This window comes from Autumnicola tepida (assembly GCF_031846485.1).
GTDB classification, from domain to species: domain Bacteria; phylum Bacteroidota; class Bacteroidia; order Flavobacteriales; family Flavobacteriaceae; genus Autumnicola; species Autumnicola tepida.
The window spans coordinates 395,044-418,821 of sequence record NZ_JAVRHQ010000001.1 but is presented as its reverse complement, the minus strand read 5'-3'; the positions used below and the strand labels follow the sequence as shown (position 1 = coordinate 418,821).

The 23,778-nt window shown below is 32.8% G+C and carries 17 protein-coding genes; 11 read left to right on the top strand and 6 right to left on the bottom strand.

Annotation, left to right across the window (positions count from 1 at the left end; genetic code table 11):
- The first annotated feature begins 188 nt into the window (after positions 1–188).
- Positions 189–1,760 carry an IS1182 family transposase gene (locus RM553_RS02010; protein WP_311533304.1) on the top strand — a complete coding sequence of 524 codons (1,572 nt, stop codon included), beginning with the start codon at positions 189–191 and terminating at the stop codon, positions 1,758–1,760.
- Between the two features lie 85 nt (positions 1,761–1,845).
- Here the strand turns inward: RM553_RS02010 and RM553_RS02005 are convergent, their stop codons facing one another.
- From RM553_RS02005 to RM553_RS01990, 4 genes are all read right to left on the bottom strand, one after another.
- Positions 1,846–2,163 carry a hypothetical protein gene (locus tag RM553_RS02005; RefSeq protein ID WP_311533303.1) on the bottom strand — a complete coding sequence of 106 codons (318 nt, stop codon included), beginning with the start codon at positions 2,161–2,163 and terminating at the stop codon, positions 1,846–1,848.
- Between the two features lie 130 nt (positions 2,164–2,293).
- Positions 2,294–4,894, bottom strand: a complete 2,601-nt coding sequence (locus tag RM553_RS02000; RefSeq protein WP_311533302.1) for a carboxypeptidase-like regulatory domain-containing protein — start codon at positions 4,892–4,894, stop codon at positions 2,294–2,296.
- A 47-nt stretch (positions 4,895–4,941) separates the two neighbouring features.
- Positions 4,942–5,781 (bottom strand): GLPGLI family protein, encoded by an 840-nt coding sequence (locus RM553_RS01995; protein ID WP_311533301.1) that lies wholly within the window; start codon positions 5,779–5,781, stop codon positions 4,942–4,944.
- Between the two features lie 27 nt (positions 5,782–5,808).
- Complete coding sequence (locus RM553_RS01990) at positions 5,809–5,985, bottom strand: hypothetical protein (protein WP_311533300.1); 177 nt, start codon at positions 5,983–5,985, stop codon at positions 5,809–5,811.
- Between the two features lie 388 nt (positions 5,986–6,373).
- On the opposite strand from RM553_RS01990, the gene RM553_RS01985 reads away from it, so the two are divergent.
- Positions 6,374–7,222, top strand: a complete 849-nt coding sequence (locus RM553_RS01985; RefSeq protein ID WP_311533299.1) for a M57 family metalloprotease — start codon at positions 6,374–6,376, stop codon at positions 7,220–7,222.
- Between the two features lie 521 nt (positions 7,223–7,743).
- On the opposite strand, the gene RM553_RS01980 is transcribed toward RM553_RS01985, so the two are convergent.
- A complete protein-coding gene (locus tag RM553_RS01980) occupies positions 7,744–8,190 on the bottom strand; it encodes a hypothetical protein (protein ID WP_311533298.1) in 447 nt (148 codons plus the stop codon).
- 1 nt (position 8,191) lies between these two features.
- Positions 8,192–9,772 carry a hypothetical protein gene (locus tag RM553_RS01975; protein WP_311533297.1) on the bottom strand — a complete coding sequence of 527 codons (1,581 nt, stop codon included), beginning with the start codon at positions 9,770–9,772 and terminating at the stop codon, positions 8,192–8,194.
- A 152-nt stretch (positions 9,773–9,924) separates the two neighbouring features.
- On the opposite strand from RM553_RS01975, the gene RM553_RS01970 reads away from it, so the two are divergent.
- From RM553_RS01970 to RM553_RS01930, 9 genes are all read left to right on the top strand, one after another.
- Positions 9,925–10,722 carry a LytR/AlgR family response regulator transcription factor gene (locus RM553_RS01970; protein ID WP_311533296.1) on the top strand — a complete coding sequence of 266 codons (798 nt, stop codon included), beginning with the start codon at positions 9,925–9,927 and terminating at the stop codon, positions 10,720–10,722.
- A 287-nt stretch (positions 10,723–11,009) separates the two neighbouring features.
- A complete protein-coding gene (locus tag RM553_RS01965; protein WP_311533295.1) occupies positions 11,010–11,171 on the top strand; it encodes a hypothetical protein in 162 nt (53 codons plus the stop codon).
- A gap of 63 nt (positions 11,172–11,234) precedes the next feature.
- A complete protein-coding gene (locus RM553_RS01960; protein ID WP_311533294.1) occupies positions 11,235–13,232 on the top strand; it encodes a tetratricopeptide repeat-containing sensor histidine kinase in 1,998 nt (665 codons plus the stop codon).
- The gene (locus RM553_RS01955) at positions 13,222–13,905 is read left to right on the top strand and encodes a response regulator (protein WP_311533293.1); all 684 of its coding nucleotides are present in this window, start codon (positions 13,222–13,224) and stop codon (positions 13,903–13,905) included. Before RM553_RS01960 ends, RM553_RS01955 begins: the two co-directional genes overlap by 11 nt.
- Positions 13,906–14,398: 493 nt before the next feature.
- The gene (locus RM553_RS01950) at positions 14,399–16,870 is read left to right on the top strand and encodes a TonB-dependent receptor domain-containing protein (RefSeq protein WP_311533292.1); all 2,472 of its coding nucleotides are present in this window, start codon (positions 14,399–14,401) and stop codon (positions 16,868–16,870) included.
- Positions 16,871–16,951: 81 nt separating this feature from the next.
- Entirely contained in the window at positions 16,952–17,143 is a 192-nt protein-coding gene (locus RM553_RS01945) for a class I lanthipeptide (RefSeq protein ID WP_311533291.1), read from the top strand.
- Between the two features lie 109 nt (positions 17,144–17,252).
- Positions 17,253–20,354, top strand: a complete 3,102-nt coding sequence (locus tag RM553_RS01940; RefSeq protein ID WP_311533290.1) for a lantibiotic dehydratase — start codon at positions 17,253–17,255, stop codon at positions 20,352–20,354.
- The gene (locus RM553_RS01935; protein ID WP_311533289.1) at positions 20,351–21,565 is read left to right on the top strand and encodes a lanthionine synthetase LanC family protein; all 1,215 of its coding nucleotides are present in this window, start codon (positions 20,351–20,353) and stop codon (positions 21,563–21,565) included. The genes RM553_RS01940 and RM553_RS01935 overlap by 4 nt, the downstream gene beginning before the upstream one ends.
- A 3-nt stretch (positions 21,566–21,568) precedes the next feature.
- The gene (locus RM553_RS01930; RefSeq protein ID WP_311533288.1) at positions 21,569–23,776 is read left to right on the top strand and encodes a peptidase domain-containing ABC transporter; all 2,208 of its coding nucleotides are present in this window, start codon (positions 21,569–21,571) and stop codon (positions 23,774–23,776) included.
- The last annotated feature ends 2 nt before the right edge of the window (positions 23,777–23,778 follow it).

Here is a 23,778-nt window from a genome sequence, read left to right as displayed (position 1 = left end):
GTATTTTCTCAAAATTGCATACAACTGTTGCGGTTAACGACAAGTGCCGCGGAGTTATGGAAGCGGATTTGTCGGCTTAACGCTTTGGTTTGTTATGGAAACTAAGTTAGTTCTTTTTGGCAAAACCCGGCATTTGCGATAACCGTTGTGCCTGTTGCACAAGTTAGCTAAAAGTGCTAATTTACTACATGCAAGGCAAGAAAAATTATCAGGAAAAACTCTTCACTTCCTTCCGGTTAAGTGACCGGATCCCAGAAGAAAATTTTTACAGACGTTTAAAAGAAGCCCTGAACCTGGAGTTTCTTTATCCCCTTACTCAAAAGTTTTATGGAGAGAGCGGCCAGAAAAGTATTGATCCGGTGGTCTTTTTCAAGATCTGCCTGGTGGGTTATCTGGAAAACATCACCACCGACCGTGGAGTGATGAACCACTGTGCCATGCGGTTGGACATTCTTTATTTTATGGGTTATGATGTGGATGAGGAATTGCCCTGGCACAGTACCATTAGCCGTACCCGCCAGCTTTTCCCCGATGATATTTTTGAGGAAGTCTTTACCAGAGTATTAAAGCTGTGCATTGAAGCCGGGCTGGTAAGCGGCCATACCCAGGCCATTGACTCTGCTCCCGTAAAGGCCAATGCCTCGATGGACAGCCTGGAGATCAAAGTTCCGGCCGAAGAACTGGAAGAGCATCTTTCCAAAGTGAGGGTGCAAAGCAGCCGGGACCGAAAAGCCAAAGAAAACAAGGCTCCAAAGCAACAACAGAAAATTACGGCCAGCAAAAAGGAGCTTCAGGAAATAAAAAGCAGGAACAAGAAATGGAGCAAAGATCAGGACATGCGTCCGGGAGCCAAAAACAAAGGCAGCAGGTACACCAGTAACAAAACGCATTACAGTCCTACAGATCCCGATGCAAAGATAAGTGTCAAGCCGGGCAAGGCCCGCAAGCTCAATTATCTGTGCAATATTGCTGTGGACACTGGCAGGCATATTATTACCGATGTGCAGGCTTACCTGGCAGATAAAAAAGATAATCGGTATTTGCAGGATGCCACCCGGAGGTTAAACCGACGCCTTCGCAGGGAGGGAATGATCTGGGAGAATGTACTGGCAGATGCCGGCTACAGTAGCGGAGAAAACTACGCTTATCTTGAAAACAAAGGGATCAAAAGTTATATTCCTCCCCACGGCACTTACAAAGGAGGCCCTGAAGGATTTAAATATATCAAAGAAGAGAACTATTGGCTATGCCCGCAGGGAAAGAAAGTGACCTATCGCAAGCAATGGGTACGAAAGGGCTCTTTGGTAGATGATTATTTTACCCGGCGAAGCGATTGCAAAGGCTGCCCATTAAAACAAAGCTGCATCGGGAAAAGCCATGAGAAGCGAATTACCATCACTGCCTACCGTGAAGAATATGAGCGCAATATCAAAAGGGTGAACAGCAGGCGTGGCCGTTATATGAAAGGCAAGCGACAAAGTACTGTAGAACCCGTCTTTGGCACTTTAAAGGAATTCCTGGGGCTGCGCAAGGTCAATACCATTGGAATCCGGCAGGCCAATAAATGCATGCACCTGGCAGCAGTCGCTTATAATCTGAAGAAGTACCTGAAACATACCGCAAAAAGAGTAAAATCCGGGGCAGCACAGTCTGCCTTACTCTTTCCATACAAAAACTCACTGCAGAAGCTCCTAAGTCCACTTTTAAGGAACCTGAATTTTGTCACAGCTATCCTAATCTCTACAAGAAAAACCGCTTAAAGTAGCTTATTTTAATCTGGGTTTTTGAAAATTAATGGCTTGTGCAACGGTTACCGTTGTTGTAAACTGTGCGTTTGAATAAACATTAATTAATGATATTTTTTCTTCTTGAGGTTCTATTTCTATGATATAGAATTACAAATCCAGCAAGGAAGCTTAAAATGGTTAAAATAAAGTAGATATATACTTTTCCTTTGATTACAAAATTATTGTGCTCAACTTTATTAATATAATCAGTTTTCTCAGCTTGAGTTTTTAACGTGGAGTAATAATAGGTTTCTGAAGGATTAAAAACTTCGTATTTTTTGCTAACAGCTGAATTGATTGTCGCTAATAAAAAATAAATAGTAAGAAAAATCAATATTATAAAAGTAGAAATATGTGCTACAATTTTCTTTAACATTTTTATTTAGTCAGATATTCAATTAGAAAATTCAAAATTTGATATGCTCCAACCCCTGTAATATCCATGTGCTGAAATATAGCTTAATTTTCTAACCACTCCTCCTTCTTCTTTTTTGTTCTTCATCTTTCTAAAATCTATATTTTAGTGTAAATAGAAAAAACCTAGGAAGAAGTTTTACACTAGACTTATACATTGCATAATCATCGATGAAAATAGTGCTGAATTCATTTTCCCCTGTGAGGTTATTCATTTTTAGCCTATAGGAAAAATTAGATTCTTTTGGTTGGTAGCTAATTGTGGAACCTAAAAAGTAGCTCCTATTATTCTCCATTTGATATAGATCATTATTTAAAGAAGCGAACCATTCATTGGATACCTCATAATTAATTTCTACTGCTGCATTATTCTGGTAAGTTTTTGACATTACACCGTTGAATTGGGATTTACTGTGGCTTAAGTTTATTTTAAAACCAAAATTTACAGGCAAATCAAAGTAGGTCGTTCCTGAAAAGAGATAAGAGGCCGAATAGTTTTTTAAGATGCTAAAATCCGCCGAATTAGCCTTTAGTGGCATTGCAAACCAATTTTGTGTGGTTCTGAGATTAGTGGAAAGCTTAAGTTTTGCAAAATAAGAGGTGAAATCAATGTTCCCCGAAATTCTATCTCCTGCATTGACGAAACGGTAAGAAGATAAAATAAAGTCTTGGCTTATTTGATTGGCCGTCGAATATCTTCCGTTGGTATCATCATATTTAAGACGTAAGGTAAACGCCTGGGATTCCAATTCGTTAGCCCATTTATATGAAAAACCGTACACGTCTCTTTTTGGCAGATAAATCTTTTCAGTACCTTGTACGACAGATCTATAATTTTTTAATTGATAATTTTCTAGGAAAAAAATTGATTCTGGGAAATTACAGGTGTTTTCATAACTGAATTGAAATCGGCCTATTTTCATTTTTCGTAAATCTAGATCTACCTCAGGATTAAAAAACCATTCTTCCTTATTATCCCTGCCATTTTTTATTTTTAAATGATCCAATGAAAATCCAATTGCCAATTCTACTTTATCGGAAAAGGAATAGTTTAACCGTGTATTCAGGTTCAATCTCTGCCGTTCAAATTGTAGATCGTTTCTCAAACTGTCTACTTCTAGAGTATTTTCCTGAGTATTAAGGATAAAATTGTTCCTGCGATCCTCCGCTAGAGACTCATAACCTACTTCCAATCTATGTTCAAATTCCCCAAACTTGGAGAAGAGATTAGAAGTAAACCCAAAGACGTTAAGTTTGTCATCAGAAGAATGATCAATTCTGGAGTCTTCAGGTGAAGAAAATAGAGAGTTCAAAACAGGAGATCGAATAACAGCATTCTGCTCGACTTCGTTCTGTCCAAAATAGATGTAATTATGCCATACGTTGTTTTTGCTTAATACATAGCTATAATTAAAATGGTTGTAAAAAGAAGATTCTTTCTTGACTAAATTTTGAGCTATGTCAATATTATTGAATAGCAAATTATTATTATACTCTTCCGGTTGATTTTGGTAAACAAATAAATTTTTCAAATATGATTTTTCTCCTCCGGTATATTTAATTTCTAATTCTCCCGAACCTATAGTGTTAGTATGATGGCTGTCGCTGTTCTCATAAAAAATCACCGGATCTTCCTGAACATTGAAAAAAGTTTCCGAAGAAAAAAGTTGATTTTGAATATCATTTGTAAAAGAGCCCGTACCACGTAACTCAATATTTTGTGTAAGCTTAGTAACGAATCCAAGAGAATTCAAAAGGGCTTTATTAAAAGTACTTTGGCCTTCCCGAAAAAAATTATTTTCATTCATCGGAATGGAAAATACAGGATTTATTTCGGGTTCAATTTCCTGCTCCTGGTAAGCTGAAGTGATATTGACCGAAGAGGGTGAGCCTGTGAGTTGATCAGAGGCTTTGTTGCCCAGATTATTATAATCTCCGAAATAGAAAAACTTAATTTGTTTTCGTAAAAGCCCAATATTAGCAGCTGCTTTTACTCGTTCTTCCGTTCCTAATCCTGCGGTAACATTCCCAAACCAAATATTCTTAAATTTTTCCTTGAGATTTAGGTTTAATGCAACTTTATCAGAATCTAATACTTTCGCCAGCACAGGATTATCTTCAAACTTATCAATAATTTGTATTTCATCTAATGTTTTTGCATCCAGGTTTCTGGATAAAATCTGGTAATCATTAGCAAAAAGGTCCTCTCCGTCGATCAATAATTTATTTATAAATTTTCCATGTGCTTTAATGGCTCCATCATCCAGAACTTCAATTCCAGGCAATTTTTTTAGTACATCTTCAACAGTGTGTTCTGTATTATTTGTAAAAGCTCCTGCTTGTATAGTAGTTATATTTCCATTGGCGGAAATTTTTTTGGTAGATTCCAGAACCACTTCTTTTAGTTGTTCTGCTTTTTCTGATAATGTAAAGATCACCGAATAATCATTTTTACCCTGCACGAGCTGCAAGCTATCCTGTTGTTCTTGAAAACCTAAACTGTTAGCGGCAACGATAAGAAGATTATTATTAATATCCTCATCTTTTATTGTCAGCAAAAATCCTCCTTCTTCATCCGTATAGCTATAAGTAAGGATACTCTGGCTCGAATTATAGACAATCACACTAGCTTTTTCGATTGGACTTCCACCCTGATCCTGAACAAAACCTTGAATAGCAGTCTGTCCATTCATATTCATTATAAAAAGAAAAAAAGACAGGCATGCCCATGGCAATCTTCTCATTCAAAAGATTCTATATATATTTCTTGAAAAACAGGTTTTTTTGGTTTTTCAGTTCCTTTTTTTTCCGCCCTTAGAACCATGCTATTATAAGCTTTAACCAGGCTCTTTCGCTCCATTTTTTCAAAATCCTGGATTGTTTGCCAGCCATCAGGGTCTCCGCCTGGCCTTCTTACTTGAGAAATAGGAGCTTCATTCGTAGTCGGGTATTCCACATTTTTAAAATACAGGTACATTTCTTTCTTTTGGTCATAGGCTTCTAAGATTAATCCCGGCAATCCTTGCAGCTTCCAGGGGCCATATGGAAGAGGAATTTGCAAAGTGTACCATGCGGTATAAGTACGTCCTCTAAAATTCCCAATAGCTTTATGTGCTTTGAAATTTCCAATTTCTTTTGTTTCAGATTGTAATTTCCATTCGATTATCGGTCTTTCCTCCGCTATATATATATTGCCACGAAAGCGTTGGCTCCACCACAAACTATCCTTGTCCCTATTATAGTAAACCTGTTGCCCATATCTGGTGGTTTTTCCTCCATTATAAGCTACTTGTTGTTCATTATTGCCTTTAAAAATAGATTGATTATCATATAAGTCTTTTTCTAATGAGTCTTTTGCGGTCACGTAATAAGAATGTTCCTGATTAAAAACTAGATAAGCGTTTAAATCTGGACCAGAGGCACTTCTCATACCAGGACTTTTTATCTGGCCATAATAAGCAATACCTTTTTGAGCCTGAAGCGTAAAATTCATTAGGCTGAAGAACAACAAAATGCAAAATTGTTTCATAATTAAAAAGTTATAACTAATAAAAATAAAGTGCAACATGGCTTTTAACATGCTGCACTTATTTAAGAATGTAGATTACTAATTGCACATATCTAGTGCTTCTTGAACGGTACTGGCTTGTCCAGCATAAACACCATCACAATAAACTGCAAAATCAGCCTCTTTTAAATTAGAAGCATTTTTAACTATTTTACTTCCTGCAAAGGAAGGGAAAGAAAATATTCCAATAGCTGCTAAAATTAACACTTTTTTCATAAAAAATTAATTTGGATTTAACCTCTACTCTTTTTAGGATTTTCGAGTAACTCCTTGTACACGCGTGTATTGTGATAGTCATGAATAAAAGTGATTATTTTTCAACTTTCTTAAGAAAAAGAAAGGAATAATATGCGATTACCTTTATTCGTAACTGGCGTAAATATAGATTTTAGCAATCTCCCCATTCTATTCAAAAACCACGGAAATTCTGTGGTAAAACCACGTTTTTTTCCTAATAAAAAGGACAATTAGGTTTCTGCAAGGGTGCCACTTCACCTACTACGACAACAAAGCTGCGGGAAAACCGCAATTTTTATGTGGATAAAAATTCTTTGAATAACTTTTTAAAGGATAGTTTTATGGTTATAAACTTAAAAACCTACTTATGAAACGACAAAAACTTTTACTATCAATTTTGACAGCAGCAGTTGTCTTTACTTCATGCCAAAAGGAAGACGAGACTATAGCCGCTGAATCACCTGTAAATGCAATTTCCTCTCAGGAAGAAAAATTATCCAAAGAGAATTTGGATAATATCACCAGGTTGCACTTCAATGACAAAGGAGCAAAGGTCACAGATTTTTTATTACCGGATGGTTCTATTGAAGAGGCTATACTTCTTGAAGGAGATATCCTTATGAGTACTTCACAATTAAATAATATGAGTGCCCAGGATATTACAAGTAAACAATACAGAACCTATAATTTGGTCAGCAGCCCCAAGACTATTAATGTTATTGGTTTTACTGCAAATTCCAGCCAGGGCTTAACGGATAAGCAAAAATCTGCTTTACAAAGAGCAATAACTAATTATAATTCTCTTAATATAGGAATTAATTTTACATTAACTTTCGGTACCAATTATCAACCATATGATATTGTAGTTTACCAAAATTCGAATGGTGAAGCAGGAGGTGTAGCCGGTTTTCCTGCAAACGGAAATCCTTACAAATATGTTCAGATCTTCTCTGGAATGGAAAGCTATAGCACAGCCACTAATGAACATGTATTAACCCATGAAATTGGTCATTCCGTTGGATTAAGACATACTGACTGGTATAGCAGGCAGAGTTGTGGCCAGTCAGGGGAATCTGCAGGTTCTGATGGCGCAGTGCACATTCCGGGCACGCCTACAGGGTATGATTCCAATTCTATAATGCTTGCATGCTTTAGTGCAAATGAAGATGGCAATTTTGGCTACTATGATGAAGTAGCTTTAAATTATCTGTATTAATAAGTTAATGGTAATAAAAAGGAGAAGCCGTCTCACTTTTGTAAAATAAGACGGTTTTTCTATTTTTTCCTCTAAGGTGACATGAAACGATTTTCTAGATGGCATTTTGAAACGAAAAAAGAAGTGTTTGGTTCTATTGTAAACAAAGTCATTAATCCATACCAAAATTTTCCACATTATTAAACCAACCCCATGCAAATTCTAAAATAAGGTTGAATTTGGTTTGAACAAGAGCCAGCTCCACATCAGCTGTTAATTTTTTCTTTTGACATTACCTGTTTTCAGGTAAATTTCTCTTTTATCCCGTGCTTTTTTTTGTTTTTAAGCATCGTGATTGGCATCAGCAGTAAAGAAATCGTAAAGTGGGCGTAAGATAAGATTGTAGTTGCTCAAGATGGAACTTGAGGTCCATGGATGTCATTGCTATCCTGATGTTGTTGAATGACATTACTAACCCTAGAAAAATATGTGGGAAAGTAAGAAATCTTCTTCATATCACTACCGAAACAGTATAAATTAGATTATTCTTCTGGTTCCAACATAACCTCCCATTTTAAATAGCGATCGCCAGGCAACTTTTTCAAAAAAATAAAGGTATTACTAAAAGTATTTGAAGGTTTTTTATAGTTACTTTTTCTGAATTTATTTAACTCTACTAATTCTTGGCATAAACCAACTACGGATTCTATTACATCTGGCTTCTCAACAGAATAAAAGTGCAGATAAAATTCCGGATCTGCTTCAAGAAAATTATTTTTTGATTTCTCCGTAGTTCGAGCTCTTTTTATTTTAGATTCAAATCCTTCTTTAACTACTTTAAAATCAGTATATGTAGAATCAGATCGCAGCCGTACATCCATATACTTCGATTGATCAAAACAAACGCAAAGTTTACCGTTATCCTGTGACCAGCTTTTTGAAATAAAAAAGATAGTCACAGTGCACATAAAAAAAATTTTTCCAATCATTTCACTGACAATTTTGATTATTATTTTCAAAATTATATAAGGTACTATTTATACTATTTTTTTGTGCTTGAGATAAGTTATTCCAAGCAATAGAATTTTTCAACCCCACCCACGACAGAGCTTCGTATACATCATCAGAATATGAATCATCAAATTCTTTTAAGCTATTGATTATCACATTGCGGTAATGTTGAGCCATAGCTTGATGTTGAGCACTTGTAGCATCCATTCCTTGAGGAACATTATTTTTCCACCTGGTGTAGTAATCAACTAAACCTGGATAGTCTTCCTTCATTGCTACTATATCTGTATAAGTAATTCCATCAAGACTTGGGTGTTGCCATACAGAAAGAAGTTTCCTAAACATTTCAGCATGTATAATTTCATGTATCAATGTTCGCGCCACAGATAATCGAGGTCTAGTTAGATTATTCTCATTAAATGTTATTGTTATCATATAATTTTCAGGAGCACTTGTTTCTGCATTGATGTTAACAGGTAAAGTTGGTGAAGAATCAAAAGTTAAATTCGCCACAGACATATCTCCGTCAAAATTGTTAAGATAGGTATTAAATGCTGAAGCATTTCCCATGTCTTGATAAACTCCATTAAGACAACTGTTATTTTTAAAAGACTCACTTAATATTACTTGATATGAAAAATCAACATAATCTCCGTGAATAAGAGCTAATGTAGCTTTCTTCCCAAAGGCAACGGCTTCTGCGGAAAACGCATTTTCTTCCAAAAAATTTACTACCGCCAAAGATTGCACGTGTGTTTTAAACCAACTTTTTTGAACATTATTTAAACCGAGTATCCCTGCAACATATTCCATTCTTGCCATTTCTTCATCATCAAATGGAGTTATAACCGGATCCATAGGGATAGTTGCAACTCCTATAGAACCTGTAGAGTAATTTGCTGTACCTTCCTCGTAATCTATCGTAAAGCCAACCGTACCATTATTTTCATAAGTAATAGTAAAACACTGCCTGGCAATTAAAACCCATCTTCCTAACTCTGTATTACCTACTCCTACAAGTTGCCCTTGATCTGGAGTCCAAAAATATTCATATGTACAGAAAAAATATGAAATAGGTTGTTTAGTGAGAGCAGTTAAATCTAGCTGAAGAGGAGTTATTTTAAATTTCTTGGGAATTTCTTCAAAATCTAGTTCAGTGAGATCATTCTTTGAATACCCATATTCAACTAAATATGCATCATAATCACCATTTTTATTTTTAGAAAATAATAAGTTTTTAATTGGCTCGTCTAATCTTTGAATAGTAGGAAAAGTATATGAATCATAGCTGCCTTTCGAAACATTAAAAGAAGAAGTTAATACCACCTCAACATCATATTCTTCAAGATACAAAATACTATCATTAAAAATCTCATTCCTCCCTTCTTCAATTTTAGAAAAAATATTTTTTAATGAAGAGGGCATTTTTTTGTTTTTGAACATTACATTTTCTACAGAATATTCTGGAACTAATTTTTCATCTTCAACTGAATTATACTCTTCTTTTGAACAAGCATAAAATGCAATAACCACCAACAACAGGAAATAGTTTTTTTTCATTTTGAGAGATTTAAATATCTGATATGTTCAGAAATTATTATTAGATAAAAATTATTATAAAAAACTAAGAAAAGGATACACTTTTCCCACAAATGAAATACGGGAAAACCACGTTTTATTTCCAGAATTTTCGTGGTATTACCACATAAATCATGTGGGAAAACCAATCAGGAAGCTGTGAGTTCTTCTATAATTTTGATCAAAATTATAACTTGCTGAAATCCTACTACATACTGAATAATGATAGCTGTACCTCTTGTAATCTTTGTGAAATATTTGAAGAGTTTCCAGAATTTTATTGCTCAGGTGTCAACGATGATTACGAAGAAGGAATGAATGCTATTTTAAAAAATAGTCCGGATATTGTTTTTATAGATATTGATGCAAACCCCGATAGAAAGTATAGTGATGTCTTTTCTTACTGCAGCGAAATTGACACCTATATTCAAAAAAAACCACTATATGTAGCCTTGTCAATTGACACATCTAAAGCATATATGGCATTAAAAAACAAGTTTTACGATTATATTCTTAAACCAGGGAAAGAACTGGAAATTCGTAAAATTATTTTGCAACTGGTAAAAGAGCAAAAACCATTTTTAGACAATACCTTATGTTTAAAATCGTATAAGGATTACACCCTCCTATCCGTCGATGAAATATTATTTTTGCAGGCAGACAATAATGCAACAGACTTCATATTACGGAATGATAAAAAAGTGAGTGCCTTTAAAACCCTTAAATCTTTTGAAATGGTTTTGCCTGATAATTTTTTAAGGATCCACCATAGTTATATCGTAAACAAACACTATATCTCCAGAATCAATTTTGGTAAATTAAAATGTTATTTAAATCAAAATAAAGTTAGTTTACCTTTTTCTAAGTCTTACCGACATAATCTTCATTCATTAGAAGAACTATTGGAACAGAAGGCAATTTCATTCAATTAGAACCATTAGATATTCCTCAAAAACTTCTAAAAGACATTTTATGAGCTGAGAGAAATCTTCAGTAACTAATAAATATTCGTCATTACCTAATAGAAACTGGCACACTACTAAATGGAACAAAAAGAAAAGGTTTTCTTCATCTCCTTAAGATACTTTTAACACGGTTTAAGAGAGAAGCTTCTTAAGAATTGGACTTTCATGTCCAACTCAATCATGCATGATTAAACACTGAGCCATTTTATGGCCTTCGGGCCTCTACACTATTGTTTAATTTAACCTAATATGACATGAAAACTTTTAAAAATTTATTAAGTTTAACTCTTATAGTCCTTGTTGCTTATTCCTGTGAACCCGAGGAGTTACCAGAAACTACAACCTCAATTCATAAAAACATTTCAGCTGATACAGGAGACCAGGATTATGAAGTAGAGAACCCACATGAAGATTAAAACCAATGAAATAGCAAACCTAATCCTTTTTGGATAGGTTTGCTATTATTAAATCTGTATAATTTGAAGATAGCTAAATTACTTCTCTTACTGGAATTATTAGTTCTAATTTCTTGTAACAAAGATTATTCATCTTCAAAGAATGATTACTCTAAATTGATAAATCAGAAATTGGATCAAGTGTCTAAATCCAGCCTCAAACTTCAAGAAAAGCAGGAAATTCTACAAGATGCTTATAATTTAGCCAACGAACAAGAAGATGATATAAGGAATAAAAACTTATTAGAAATTTCTTACCAATTTTTAAAACTAAGAGACTCTGTAGCTTTTTTAACCATAAATAAAAAAGTAAGAAAACTTTCTGCTGACTCAAATGACTCTCTAAGCTTAGCCATGGCATATTGGGATCTCGGCAATTACTACCATACAACTAATATAGAAGATAGTGCATATTTTTATTATAATAACGCCCAAAAACTATATGCTCTTGTCGGCAATGAATTCAATTCGGGTAGATTACTGCTAAATATGGCGATGATTCAAAAAAATATAAAAGATTACACCGGTAGTGAAGTAACTACAACCAATGCTATCACTTTGCTAAAGCCCTTACACAAGAACAAACAACTTTACAGCGCCTACAATAATTTAGGAATTGTCTTTAATGAGTTAGAGGAATTTGATAAAGCATTAAATTATTATGAAGAAGCTCAAAATTATTTAGAAAAATCCGAAAGAGCAGATAAATTTCCTTCCATTTGGAATAATATTGGAGTGGTCTTGCACAACAAAAAGCAATTTGATAAAGCAAATGACTATTATAATAAAGCCTTAAATTACAGAAAGGATTTAGCCAATGTTGATCCAGAACTTTACGCTATGTTATTGGACAATCAGGCTTATAACCGATTAAGAGCGGGAGAAAAAAAGGAAATACTGGAACAACTACAAAAATCTCTTCAAATACGCAAGAAGCACCGCTTCATACCTGGAATAGTTATAAATCAGCTTCACCTTGCCGAATATTTTATTAAAAATTCTGATACCATTTCTGCTATTCATTATGCCTCTCAAGCGAAAGAATTAAGCATGCAAACCAGCAATACCAGAGATTTAATTAATTCATTAATTTTTCTTTCTCACGTAAAAAAAGATAGCTCTTTATTTTACACAAGAAAAGTTTTAAATATTAGCGATAGTCTTCAAAAGCATGAAAGATCTGTAAGAAACAAATTCGCAAGAATACACTTTGAAACAAATGAATATATTTCTGAAACTGAAAGGCTAAATCAGCGGATATTTCGGATCTCATTAATAACCTTAGGAATACTACTGATTTTTATATTACTATACATCATTAAAGATCAAAGATCAAAGAATAAGCTTATAAGACAAAAGGAAAGTGCCAATCAGGAAATTTATAATTTAATATTGGCACAACAAAAGTATTTTGAAGAAGGCCGGGAAAAAGAAAAGCAGCATATTTCAAGAGAATTACACGATGGAATTTTAGGAAAGCTTTTTGGAGTAAGGTTAAGTCTAGATTCTTTAAATGAGCGAGATGAGGTCGAGAGTAAGAAAAAAAGATTTCATTATATTGAAGAAATACAAAAAATAGCGGAAGAAATCAGGTTGATCTCTCATAAACTCAACAAAAATTCTATAGTTGATGTCGATTTTAAAACTGTATTAGAAGAACTTATAAAAAATCAACATCAGGGAGTAGATTTTCAACTGCAAATGGAAAATTCCATTTTCTGGGAAGATATAGGAAATGATATCAAAATTAATATATATCGAATTATCCAGGAAGCCATTAACAATATCCATAGACATTCAAAAGCCACTAAAGCAAAAATTGAAATTCGAAAAAACAAGAAGAAAATAATTCTTCATATTCGGGATAATGGAGTAGGATTTAATAGCGATGAATCCAAAACAGGTATTGGTTTAAAAAACATGAAAGATCGTAGCCTCAATATTGATGGACATTTTTCAATAAAATCGGGCCCACAAGGTACTCTCATTAAGATTACAATAAATATAAAAAATGAGAAATAGAAAAAATATGGAAGAGTTAAACAGCATAAATATTTTATTGATTGATGATCACCATATGATCTTAGAGGGATACAAGAATGTTTTATCCCAGTTAGAATTAGATAACGTAGAACTTTCAATTGATACGGCTGACAATTGTGATATCGCTTGGGGGAAAATTAAAAATAAGAACTACCACATTGTTTTTCTCGATATAAATTTTCCTGTCCAGGAAAATAGTATAATACTTTCTGGCGAAGATTTAGGAGTAAAAATTAAAACACAATTTCCCAAAATTAAAGTTGTAATATTAACTGTTTTGGAAGATTCGTTCCGACTTCACAACATATTATCAAATATTAATCCTGATGGCTTTCTTTTGAAGGGCGAGACCACTTCTAAGGAATTATCAAGATGCCTGGAAAAAGTCATCACTGCACCACCATACTATGGGCAAAAAATTTCTAGATTACTCCGTTCTGAAGTTGCTCACCAGTTTTCTATAGACGAAACCGATAGGATAATACTTTACCAGCTCTCATTAGGCACCAAAACTAAAGATCTTACCAAATTTGTAAATTTATCTTTACGTGCTGTAGAAGATAGAAAGAAAAAGCTGAAAGAAATTTTTGGAGTAAGTGGTGAAGGAAATAAAGCATTATTAGAGAAAGCGAGAGAGAGTGGTTATATATAAACTTAGCTGCTTATTCATAAAACACCTATAATTCATTCCACCTTATTCTGGGCAATGGATGCCTTTCCGTTAAATAAATACGTATTGCTGGAGGTATCAGCAGAACTGGCCATAGCTATAAGAATGGAGATTACACATTTTTTACTCTCCTAGTGCACTGCTGAGTAACACCTTCTTATTTTAAGTTTTTTGCTGTAGTATTCAAGCTGCGTCTTAAGATGCTCTTAACGCTAGTTTTTGTAGGCCGGATTACCAAGTGGCTGTGTCTCCCTTCCAGTATCGGTTTCTCAAAATGTGGCAAGGCTTCTATGGCGAGCGTTCCTGCCTGTACATTTCTAATACCCTTTCGATAAGTCTTGGCAATGGACTTTTTTCCTACTATGCTTATGCATCCGCAGTATTTGTTTTACTTGGCTCATTGGTTTTGATGGTGTAACAAAAAAGCGTTTTAGTTGTCCTTAGTTTACAGAGAAACTAACAAATTCACCTAATTATGTCTAAAAATGCAAAGAAATGTGGTTTTCCCACAATAATCATGTGGTATTTCCAAACCCAAATGTCATTAGAAGAGTTTAATTTTAGATTAACATTTAAATCAAGAATGAGAATCAAAAATTTAATACCCACTTTAATTATGCTTTTCCCATTACTAACCTTTTCGCAAATACAAATTTCCGGGGAGGTTTATGATACAAATGATAAGCCAATAAGTTTTGCAAACGTAGTGTTATTTGACGCAGATAATCAATTAATTGCGGGAGAGATTACGAATGATGATGGAGAGTATTTTATCAAAACATCACCAGGGAATTATATTCTTCAAATAAGTTTTATTGGATATAAAAAATGGAATGATACGATTGAAGTGACAAAAGATATCAATTTGGGAAAAATAAATTTAAATGATGATCCAAACTTATTAAATGAGGTAACAATTAAAGGTAAGAAACCTTTAATTGAGAGAGAAGTAGATCGTTTAGTATTTAATGTTGAAAATTCGATAGCGTCACAAGGAATGAGTGCATTGGATGCATTGAGCAATACGCCATTAGTAAGAATTCAAAACGAAAATGTCTCTATCGTTGGTAAAGGAAATATTATTCTGATGATAAACGATAGAATACTTCATCTTTCGGGCAATGAGTTGACTAGTTATCTTCAATCTCTGCGTTCCGATAATATAGCAAGTATAGAAGTGATTACTACACCTCCATCGAGATATAGTGCCCAAGGTAATAGCGGAATTATCAATATCATTTTAAAAAAGAATCAAAACCTTGGCTGGAATGGGAATTTGAATAGTTCTTATCAGAAAACATCATATGATGGTTTTGGTTCTGGAGCAACGATCAATTATCAATCGAATAGCATTAGTTCTTCTTTAAAACTCCGGCAAAATGAATATTCTGTTAAACCAGTTGGATCGCGTAACTTGATAGGGGAAAATAACAGTATCTATACGAGTGAGGTGCGCAAAGATAACTCCGAAACTTTAGGTCTTAATTACAGTTTCGACCTTAAAATAAATAAAAATCAAAATATTGGTGTTATATATGATTTCAATAATAGAAATCAGGCTATTGATGCCAGTGGTATAAGTAGGTATGAATCTCACGGTGCTATAGATTCCATTCTCAGTACTTTTCAACAGCAACGCTGGGAAACTTCAACTCATACCTTAAATGCTTATTATGATATACAATTAGATACTACTGGAAAGAGAATTAATATTACTGGAAATTACTTGAGAAACAGTCCTGATAAAGTTAATGATTTCGAAACAATTAGTGATAATGGGAAGAATGCATCTATTGTTCGTAATAGTAGTTATTTAGATTATAATATTTATTCAGGCCAAGCGGATATCACACTTCCGTATCAATTTGGAACAGTGGAAAGTGGAATAAAATATACTTCATTTGAAAACAATTCTAATGTCGATTATTACAATGTCATTAATTCAAATTATGTAATTGACCCAGAGAAAAGTAATGCATTTGATTATAATGAAAAAAATTATGCGGCTTACATAAGTTGGCAGAAAGATTTTAATGATCAATGGTCGGCTAAATCAGGTTTGAGATATGAGTATACTACGTTGATTGGAACATCGCCTGAACAGAATAATGATATTATTAATAATTCCTATGGTAGATTATTTCCAACCGCTTATGTTCAATATCAACCATCGATGGAGAATTCTTTTACACTAAGTTATTCTAAAAGAATTGACCGTCCTAGTTTCCAGTCTTTAAACCCCTTTAGATGGTATACAAATCCATATACATATTTTACAGGAACCCCAACATTACGGCCAACCTTTAGTGACAATCTGGAGTTTACATACACGTTTAGAAATAAGCTCAGTTCAAGTTTCTATTATCAATATAGCAAAAATGGCATTTCAAATATAGCTCGTCTAAATAATGGGATTTATACTAATGTTATAGAAAATAGCTTTGATGAAAACAAACTCGGCTTACAAATTAATTATAATGACCGCTATTTTAATGCATGGGAGATCTCTTTTAGTGCTACAGGAACATATACTGCTACGGAACCGATTATTCAGGAGGCAGAAGGACTAAATGTTAATTCGTTTTCCTATTCGCTATACAACACTATAACCTTAAATACAGATGAAACCTGGTTTTTACTATTGAATTACTGGCATGATCTTCCTTACGTGTATGCAAATATAAATATAGAAAGTCAACTAAACTTTTCACCGGGAGTAAAAGCATCTTTCCTAAATAAAAAGCTCACCGCTAGTGCAGTTATAACTGATCTTTTTAAAACATTTGAAAGTAATGGCTATTCCTATAATTCAGGATATAGATCGGAATTTACTAGCTACTTTGATCGTAGAAGGCTGGTCATTAGTTTAAGTTATTCATTTGGGAACAACAAAGTAAATGGCAATAAAAAGAATATTCAGTTCAATGAGAAATCAAGAGCAAATTAATAATAAAATAAAGACAAACGCGCGTTGAGGAGAAACTCGAAAATCCTTTAAAGAGTAGAGACCAATTTTAAATTTATAGTCATGAATAAAAAATTCAGTAAACTTCAATTTAGCAAAAAAACCATAGCTAAATTAAATGAAGACCAATTAAGCTCAGTTAAAGGTGGTAATAATGCAAGAAGTAAAAGTGTAGATACAGAAGTTGAAACAGGTTGTTCAGGAACTTCTACTACTAAAAATTGTAGTACCACTTCCACTACTAATATTGAGTAATTAGTATTTAAGACAACCTTTCCAGATTTAATCTGGAAAGGTTGTTTGTTTTTAATTAAGCTGCTTAAATTTTATCACATCTAAAGAAGTCAAAACATATTTTATTCAATTGAAAATTCTTAATCCTACCAATTTTTTCGTAGCCCGTATATCATCTCTTCCTTCAGCTAATTTTGGATCATTGAATGATGCAATGAGAGCAAAGGATATTTCTTTGATAAAATCTTATTTCAAAGAAATTAAATTTCTTAATGCATTATATTTTGCCTCTAAGGAATTTTATGAAGTAGCACTCAATTGGTTGCAAAATGATGATATTGAATTTTCTCCGTCAGATCGGGTCCTTCAAAGTTTATACAAATATTATATACGGATGTGTTGCAGATGTACGCCTTATGGTCTTTTTGCCGGTTTTGCATCAGGGCAAGTGTCCCAAGGTCCTACAGATATAGTTCTTGAAAATGAAAAAATTATACCAAAGGCGAGAACGGATGTTTACTTTCTTAAACATGTAAAAGATGAAATTTTTGCTAAACAGGGCTTACTTGATATTCCATTATATCCAAATAACACGATGTATGTTTTTGGCAGTAATTGGAGGTATATAAATTGGATTAATGGTTATAACTATGAAATCTTAGAGATTCCACAAGATCCAATTTTGGATTCAATTATAAAATTAGCCAAACCGGGAATTAAAAAAATTGAAATAGAAGTTTTTCTTCAAAATAAACTGCAAAATGTTTCTAAAGAAGAGATTGATGATTATGTCAATGCATTAATAGAAAATAAAATACTTGTAGATAGAGTCCCTCCTTTTATGACGAGTTTGGATGATCCCTTATGTGAATTAGAAGATTATTTAAGAAAGTATAAATTTCAAACCAATAGTTTAAAATCAATTTTAGCGGTAAGAAAGAATATTACTTCAAAAAACCTCTTGAATTCTAATAAAGTAATCAAAGAAATTGATAGGCTATCGAATCAATTTGAGGATAGCTTCAATAAAAAACATCAAATTTTTCAAATAGATTCCAAAATAACTTTGAAAAATAATGTCATAAGTGAAAATATAACATCCCGATTAGCTAAAAGAGCTGAAGAAATTATCCCATTAGTCAAAAGCAGTATTGATTATAGAATGTCAAATTTTATAAAAAGATTTTATAAAAAGTTTGAAACTCAAGAAATCCCGTTAGTCAAAGCCTTAGATCCAGACTTTGGAGTAGGTTATGACTTACACATAAGTGGTAATTTAGAGCACACTCCGCTTTTAAACAATATATATTTTACTTTTAAAAATTTTAGGGATAGTGATGCTGAAGTTAGCCCATTAATAAAGCTTATTCTGAAAAAATATAATCAGAGCTTTTCTCCTATTAATTTTACCCCGATCAAGTTGTCTGAGAAAGATGTAAAGGAGGCGTCTATTGATCAGGAAAAGCTACCTTCGTTTGGTTTCAATAGTCATTTATTTGGATCTTTTATTTGTAAGAATAGTAAAGACCTTAATACCGGTAATTTTAAGTTTTTACCATCTTCACCCATTCCCACGGCTAATGCTCATATTATATTATCAAGATTTGCTTATTACGATGAAGAGTTAAGGAAAAATTTGGAAGATATAACAGAAAAAGATTCTGGTCAATGTGTCTACGCGGAACTTCTTCATCATAGAGAGGATAGATTAGGAAATGTTTTGCTTCGGCCAAATTTCTATAACTATGATTTACCTTATGCCTCAGAAAGTAAAAGAGAAGGCTCCTGCGTAATATCAATTGATGATCTATATATACGATATGAACAAGGAGAAATTAAATTAAGGTCAAAACGTTTAAATAAGGATGTAAAACCTAGATATTCCAATGCGTACAATTATAATGAGAATCAGTTGCCAGTAATTAATTTTTTGGGCGATTTCCAATTTTATGGTGTAGACTCTGGGTTTAAATGGGGATGGGGAATTTTAAAAAATAATAATTTTTTACCACGGGTAGAATACAAAGAATTGATACTATCAGAAGCGCGTTGGCGGATAGAAAAAAATGAAAATATAACTATTGATAAGTTGAAGAAGATTATTAACACTAGTAATATTCCCAAACTCTGTAAAATTAAAAAAAGAGACAACGTAATAGTTTTGGCAACCAATGAAGATACTTGCTTGCATATTTTGATGAAGGAAATTGCAAAAAGAGCTATCACAGTATATGAATATCTTGACCCCCTAAGGTTGCCTAACGAAAATGGAGAAGAATTTAGTGCAGAATTTATTTTTCCTTTGCTTAATAAGGTAGAAGTGAAGGAGCAAAATGAGAGTTATATAGATTCAGAGAAAAAAATTAAGAGAAAATTTTTACCTGGCGAAGATTGGAGTTTTTTCAAAATTTATACAAGTCATAAATATGGTGATACTATAATTAGAAAGGTGATTAAACCTTATATGAAACAATTTAGTACTATTGAAAAGACCCTTTGGCATTATATAAGGTATAATGACCCAGAGTTTCATATTAGGTTTCGCGTTAAACATAAACTTAATCAAGAACGTATCGAGTATATAAATAATTTGATTGAGGATTTGGTAGAAGAGGGCATTGTATCTTCTATCGAAATCGACACTTATAAAAGAGAAGTTGAAAGATACGGAAGCTATAATATGGAACTATCCGAAGAATTTTTTTTCAATGATAGTGTTGCAATTTTAGAATTAATTTCTTCAGATGATCTTTTGGATGAAGAATTAAGATGGAAAATAGGATTAATGTCTCTACATTTTTTAATGGATGATTTTGATATTCCTCTAAGAATGAGAATTCAAATTTTTGATGAACTTTTTCAAACATTTACGCCGGAAAATGTAGATGTTTCTAATTCAGAATATCTTAAGGAGTTTAAAAAGTCTATAGAAAAAAAGTATAAAGAAAATCTTAGCTATATAGATTCAATACTTCGATTAAATAATTATTCCGAAGTTGAAAGCTTTGTTAAACCATTGAACTTTAGATCTCAGAAAAATGCAGCTATTGCTGGTTTAATAAAGAATAACTGTAGCAATCAGGAAATTTTCAAAAAACTTATCAAGGATTATGTTCATATAAATATGAATAGAATTTTTGTTACAAAGGCCAGAATGCATGAATTGGTGATCTATTTTTTCATGTTTAGAACTTATAATTCTATTTATCACAGAATGAAAAAATCGAAATGATCGAAGATGTAATTCAAAAAATAAGAAAGGATATAGATTCTCATTTAGAGGTATTTTCTGATGCATCAGTAGAATACGGAAAGATGGGTGCCGCAGTTTTCTATTATTACTACCAATATTATTTTGATAATAAAGAGTATTTATTAAAAGGAGAATCTTTAATTGAAGAATCAATCAATATGCTCTCTAATATTTCGTTTAAAGAAAACCACTCATTAAAGTTTAAGGGAGAATCGATTGGACAAACGATATCCAGTTTCGGGAAAGGGTTAATATTTATCCAAAGACACTACGGGGAAAATTATGATTTTTCTGAAAATTTTCAATTTTTGAATGATGTTTTATTTGAGACAGCCAAACAATCAATGTCCAGGAAAGATCATGATTATTTTAGTGGTAGTTTAGCAAGTGGATATTACTTTCTAAATAAATATAACTATGATAAAGATCCTTTTTCACGTTATGCATTAAATAAAATTGTTAGATCTATCTTAAAAGATGCTATACTTCTTAATGATCAAGAAGTATATTGGAAGTCACCAACGTATAATAATCAAATATATTTAGGCTTGTCTCACGGCTCAGCCATGATCATTAATTTTCTTTCCAAGATTGTTGATTTCAGAATATATGATGGTGAATACCCAGAGCTTAAAGAGATTGTTAAAAAAGCTATTTCATTTGTCATAAATAGGGATAGAGATTTCCATAACGGCTTTTTTCCTCATAAATTCCCTCTTTCCGAAAAATTAGTACCAACGCAACTATCTATGTGTTATGGAGATTTGGGAATAATACTTTCTATATATAAATCAATCAAGACGTTTAAATTCTATGAGTTTGAAGAGAGGATTGAAAAAATATCAAAGATTACTTCAATAAGAAAACTAAATTCGGCCTATACTGAAGATGCGAGTATTCTATATGGATGTTCGGGACTGTACCACATGTATAGAGACCTTTTTGAGACAACATCTGACAAGACCTATTTGCAGGTATATAAGTATTGGTATAAGCAAATAATGAGTTATAGAAATTCCTCTAAACAAAATCTGGCGGGGTTTCAGTTTCAGTATGAAAATGATAGGAAAATAGATAGCTCTGCTAAATATTCTTTTTACTGGGGTATTGCTGGAATTGGTATTACCCTTATGATTGAGAATAACAAGAAGCTACCGAAAGTGAATGAATTATTATTAATTGGATCATAACCGATGAAGTTTATCGCACAACACGATCAAATGGACTGTGGTCCGGCATGTATTGCGATGATAGCAATGTATTACAAGAAAAAGTACCCTTTAGGTTATCTTCGAGAAAATTGCTTTTTAGGTAAAGATGGGGTCAGCTTATTAGGTATTAGTATTGCTTCAGAAAAAATTGGTTTCGATACTTTTTCAGCAAAGGTGGCGATAGAAGAAATCAGTAATAAAAAAAACTTGCCATGTATTCTTCACTGGAATCAAAATCATTTTGTTGTTCTTTATGATGTTAAATATGATTTTTTTTCAAAAAAAAATGTTTATAAAATAGCAGATCCTGGTTATGGTTTTATCAAGCTCACTGCAGAACAATTAGAAAAATCTTGGCTAAGTGATAACGACACAGGTGTAGCATTATTTTTAAAACCTGGTGATCAGTTTCTTGATATAAAACCTCCAAAAGAGGAAAAAAAAAATTTTCAGTTTATTTTCCATTATTTAAGGCCTTATAAATCTGAATTCTTCCAATTATTTATAGGTCTACTAGGAGGTTCTCTATTGACTTTAATTTTTCCTTTTCTTACTCAAGCATTAATAGATGAGGGAATTGGTAATCAAAGCTTGAGAATTGTATATATAATTTTGTTGGCCCAAATATTTTTATTTTTAGGGAATTCAGTAATTGAGATCATAAGAAACTGGATTACACTATATATTGGGGCCAGAATAAATATCTCCATAATTTCTGACTTCCTCCGAAAGCTCATGAAGCTTCCAATTAAATTCTTTGATGCTAAAATGATAGGTGATTTTACTCAAAGAATAGCAGATCATGAAAGAATTGAAGCTTTTCTAACATCCCAAAGTTTATTTACGTTATTTTCTTTAATCAATGTATCTGTATTTTTTATCGTCTTAGCTTATTACGATTTAATGATAGTAATGGTGTATTTGATTTTTACAATTTTGGCAATAATATGGGTGTTATTTTTTCTAAATAAAAGGAAAATACTGGATTATCAGAGCTTTCAAAGAAGAGCGGAACATCAAGATTCTATTTATGAGCTTATCAATGGTATGCAGGAAATAAAGCTTAATAATTTCGAAAGGTTTAAAAATAATGCTTGGGAGGGAATTCAAATAAAATTATTCCAGGTTAACCAAAGAATATTACAGGTTAATCAATATCAGAGTGTTGGATTTAATTTTATCAATCACCTTAAAAACATTTTGGTAACCTTTATTGCCGCTAATGAAGTGATAAAAGGGAATATCTCTTTAGGAGCGATGCTAAGTATCTCGTATATCATTGGACAAATGAATTCGCCGATTAATCAGCTAACAAATTTCTTTCGTTCATTTCAGGATGCGCGTATTAGTATGGATAGATTAGGAGAAGTACACTCTCAAAATGAAGAAGAAATTCAAGGTCAAATCATATTGGATGGTCAAAAAATTGATCAAAGTGAAAATCATGGTTCGAGAGGTATAAGAATACATGATCTAAGCTTTCAATATGAAGGTCCGAAGTCCCCTTATATTTTAAAAGATATAAGTTTATTTATACCCGAAGGGAAAATAACAGCCATTGTAGGAGCTAGCGGTAGTGGTAAGACAACCCTGATGAAAATTCTATTAAAATTTTATCCTCCTGCATCAGGTGAAATTTCTGTAAACGAATTTCTATTAAATGAAATGTCCTCAAGAAGCTGGAGAAAACATTGTGGCGCAGTTATGCAAGATGGTTTCATTTTTTCAGACACTATTGAAAGGAATATCGTAACTGGGGATGAAAATGTAAATGATAAAAAATTACGGAAGGCGATTGAAACAGCTAATTTAAGTGAATTTATTGAACGATTGCCTTTGGGGATCAAAACAAAAATTGGAGCTGCAGGTAATGGTATAAGTGGAGGGCAGAAGCAACGTATTCTAATTGCTAGAGCGGTCTATAAAAACCCAAAATATTTGTTTTTTGATGAAGCAACAAGTGCACTTGATGCTGATAATGAAAAGTTGATAATGGAGAAATTAGATGAATTTTTGAAGGGTAAAACCTCAGTCATAATAGCACATAGGTTAAGTACAGTAAAAAATGCTCACCAAATTATTGTTTTAAAGAATGGTAACATAGTTGAATGCGGTAATCACTCATCATTAGTTTCCAATAAAGGGGATTATTTTCATCTTGTTAAAAATCAATTAGAATTAGGTAATTAATT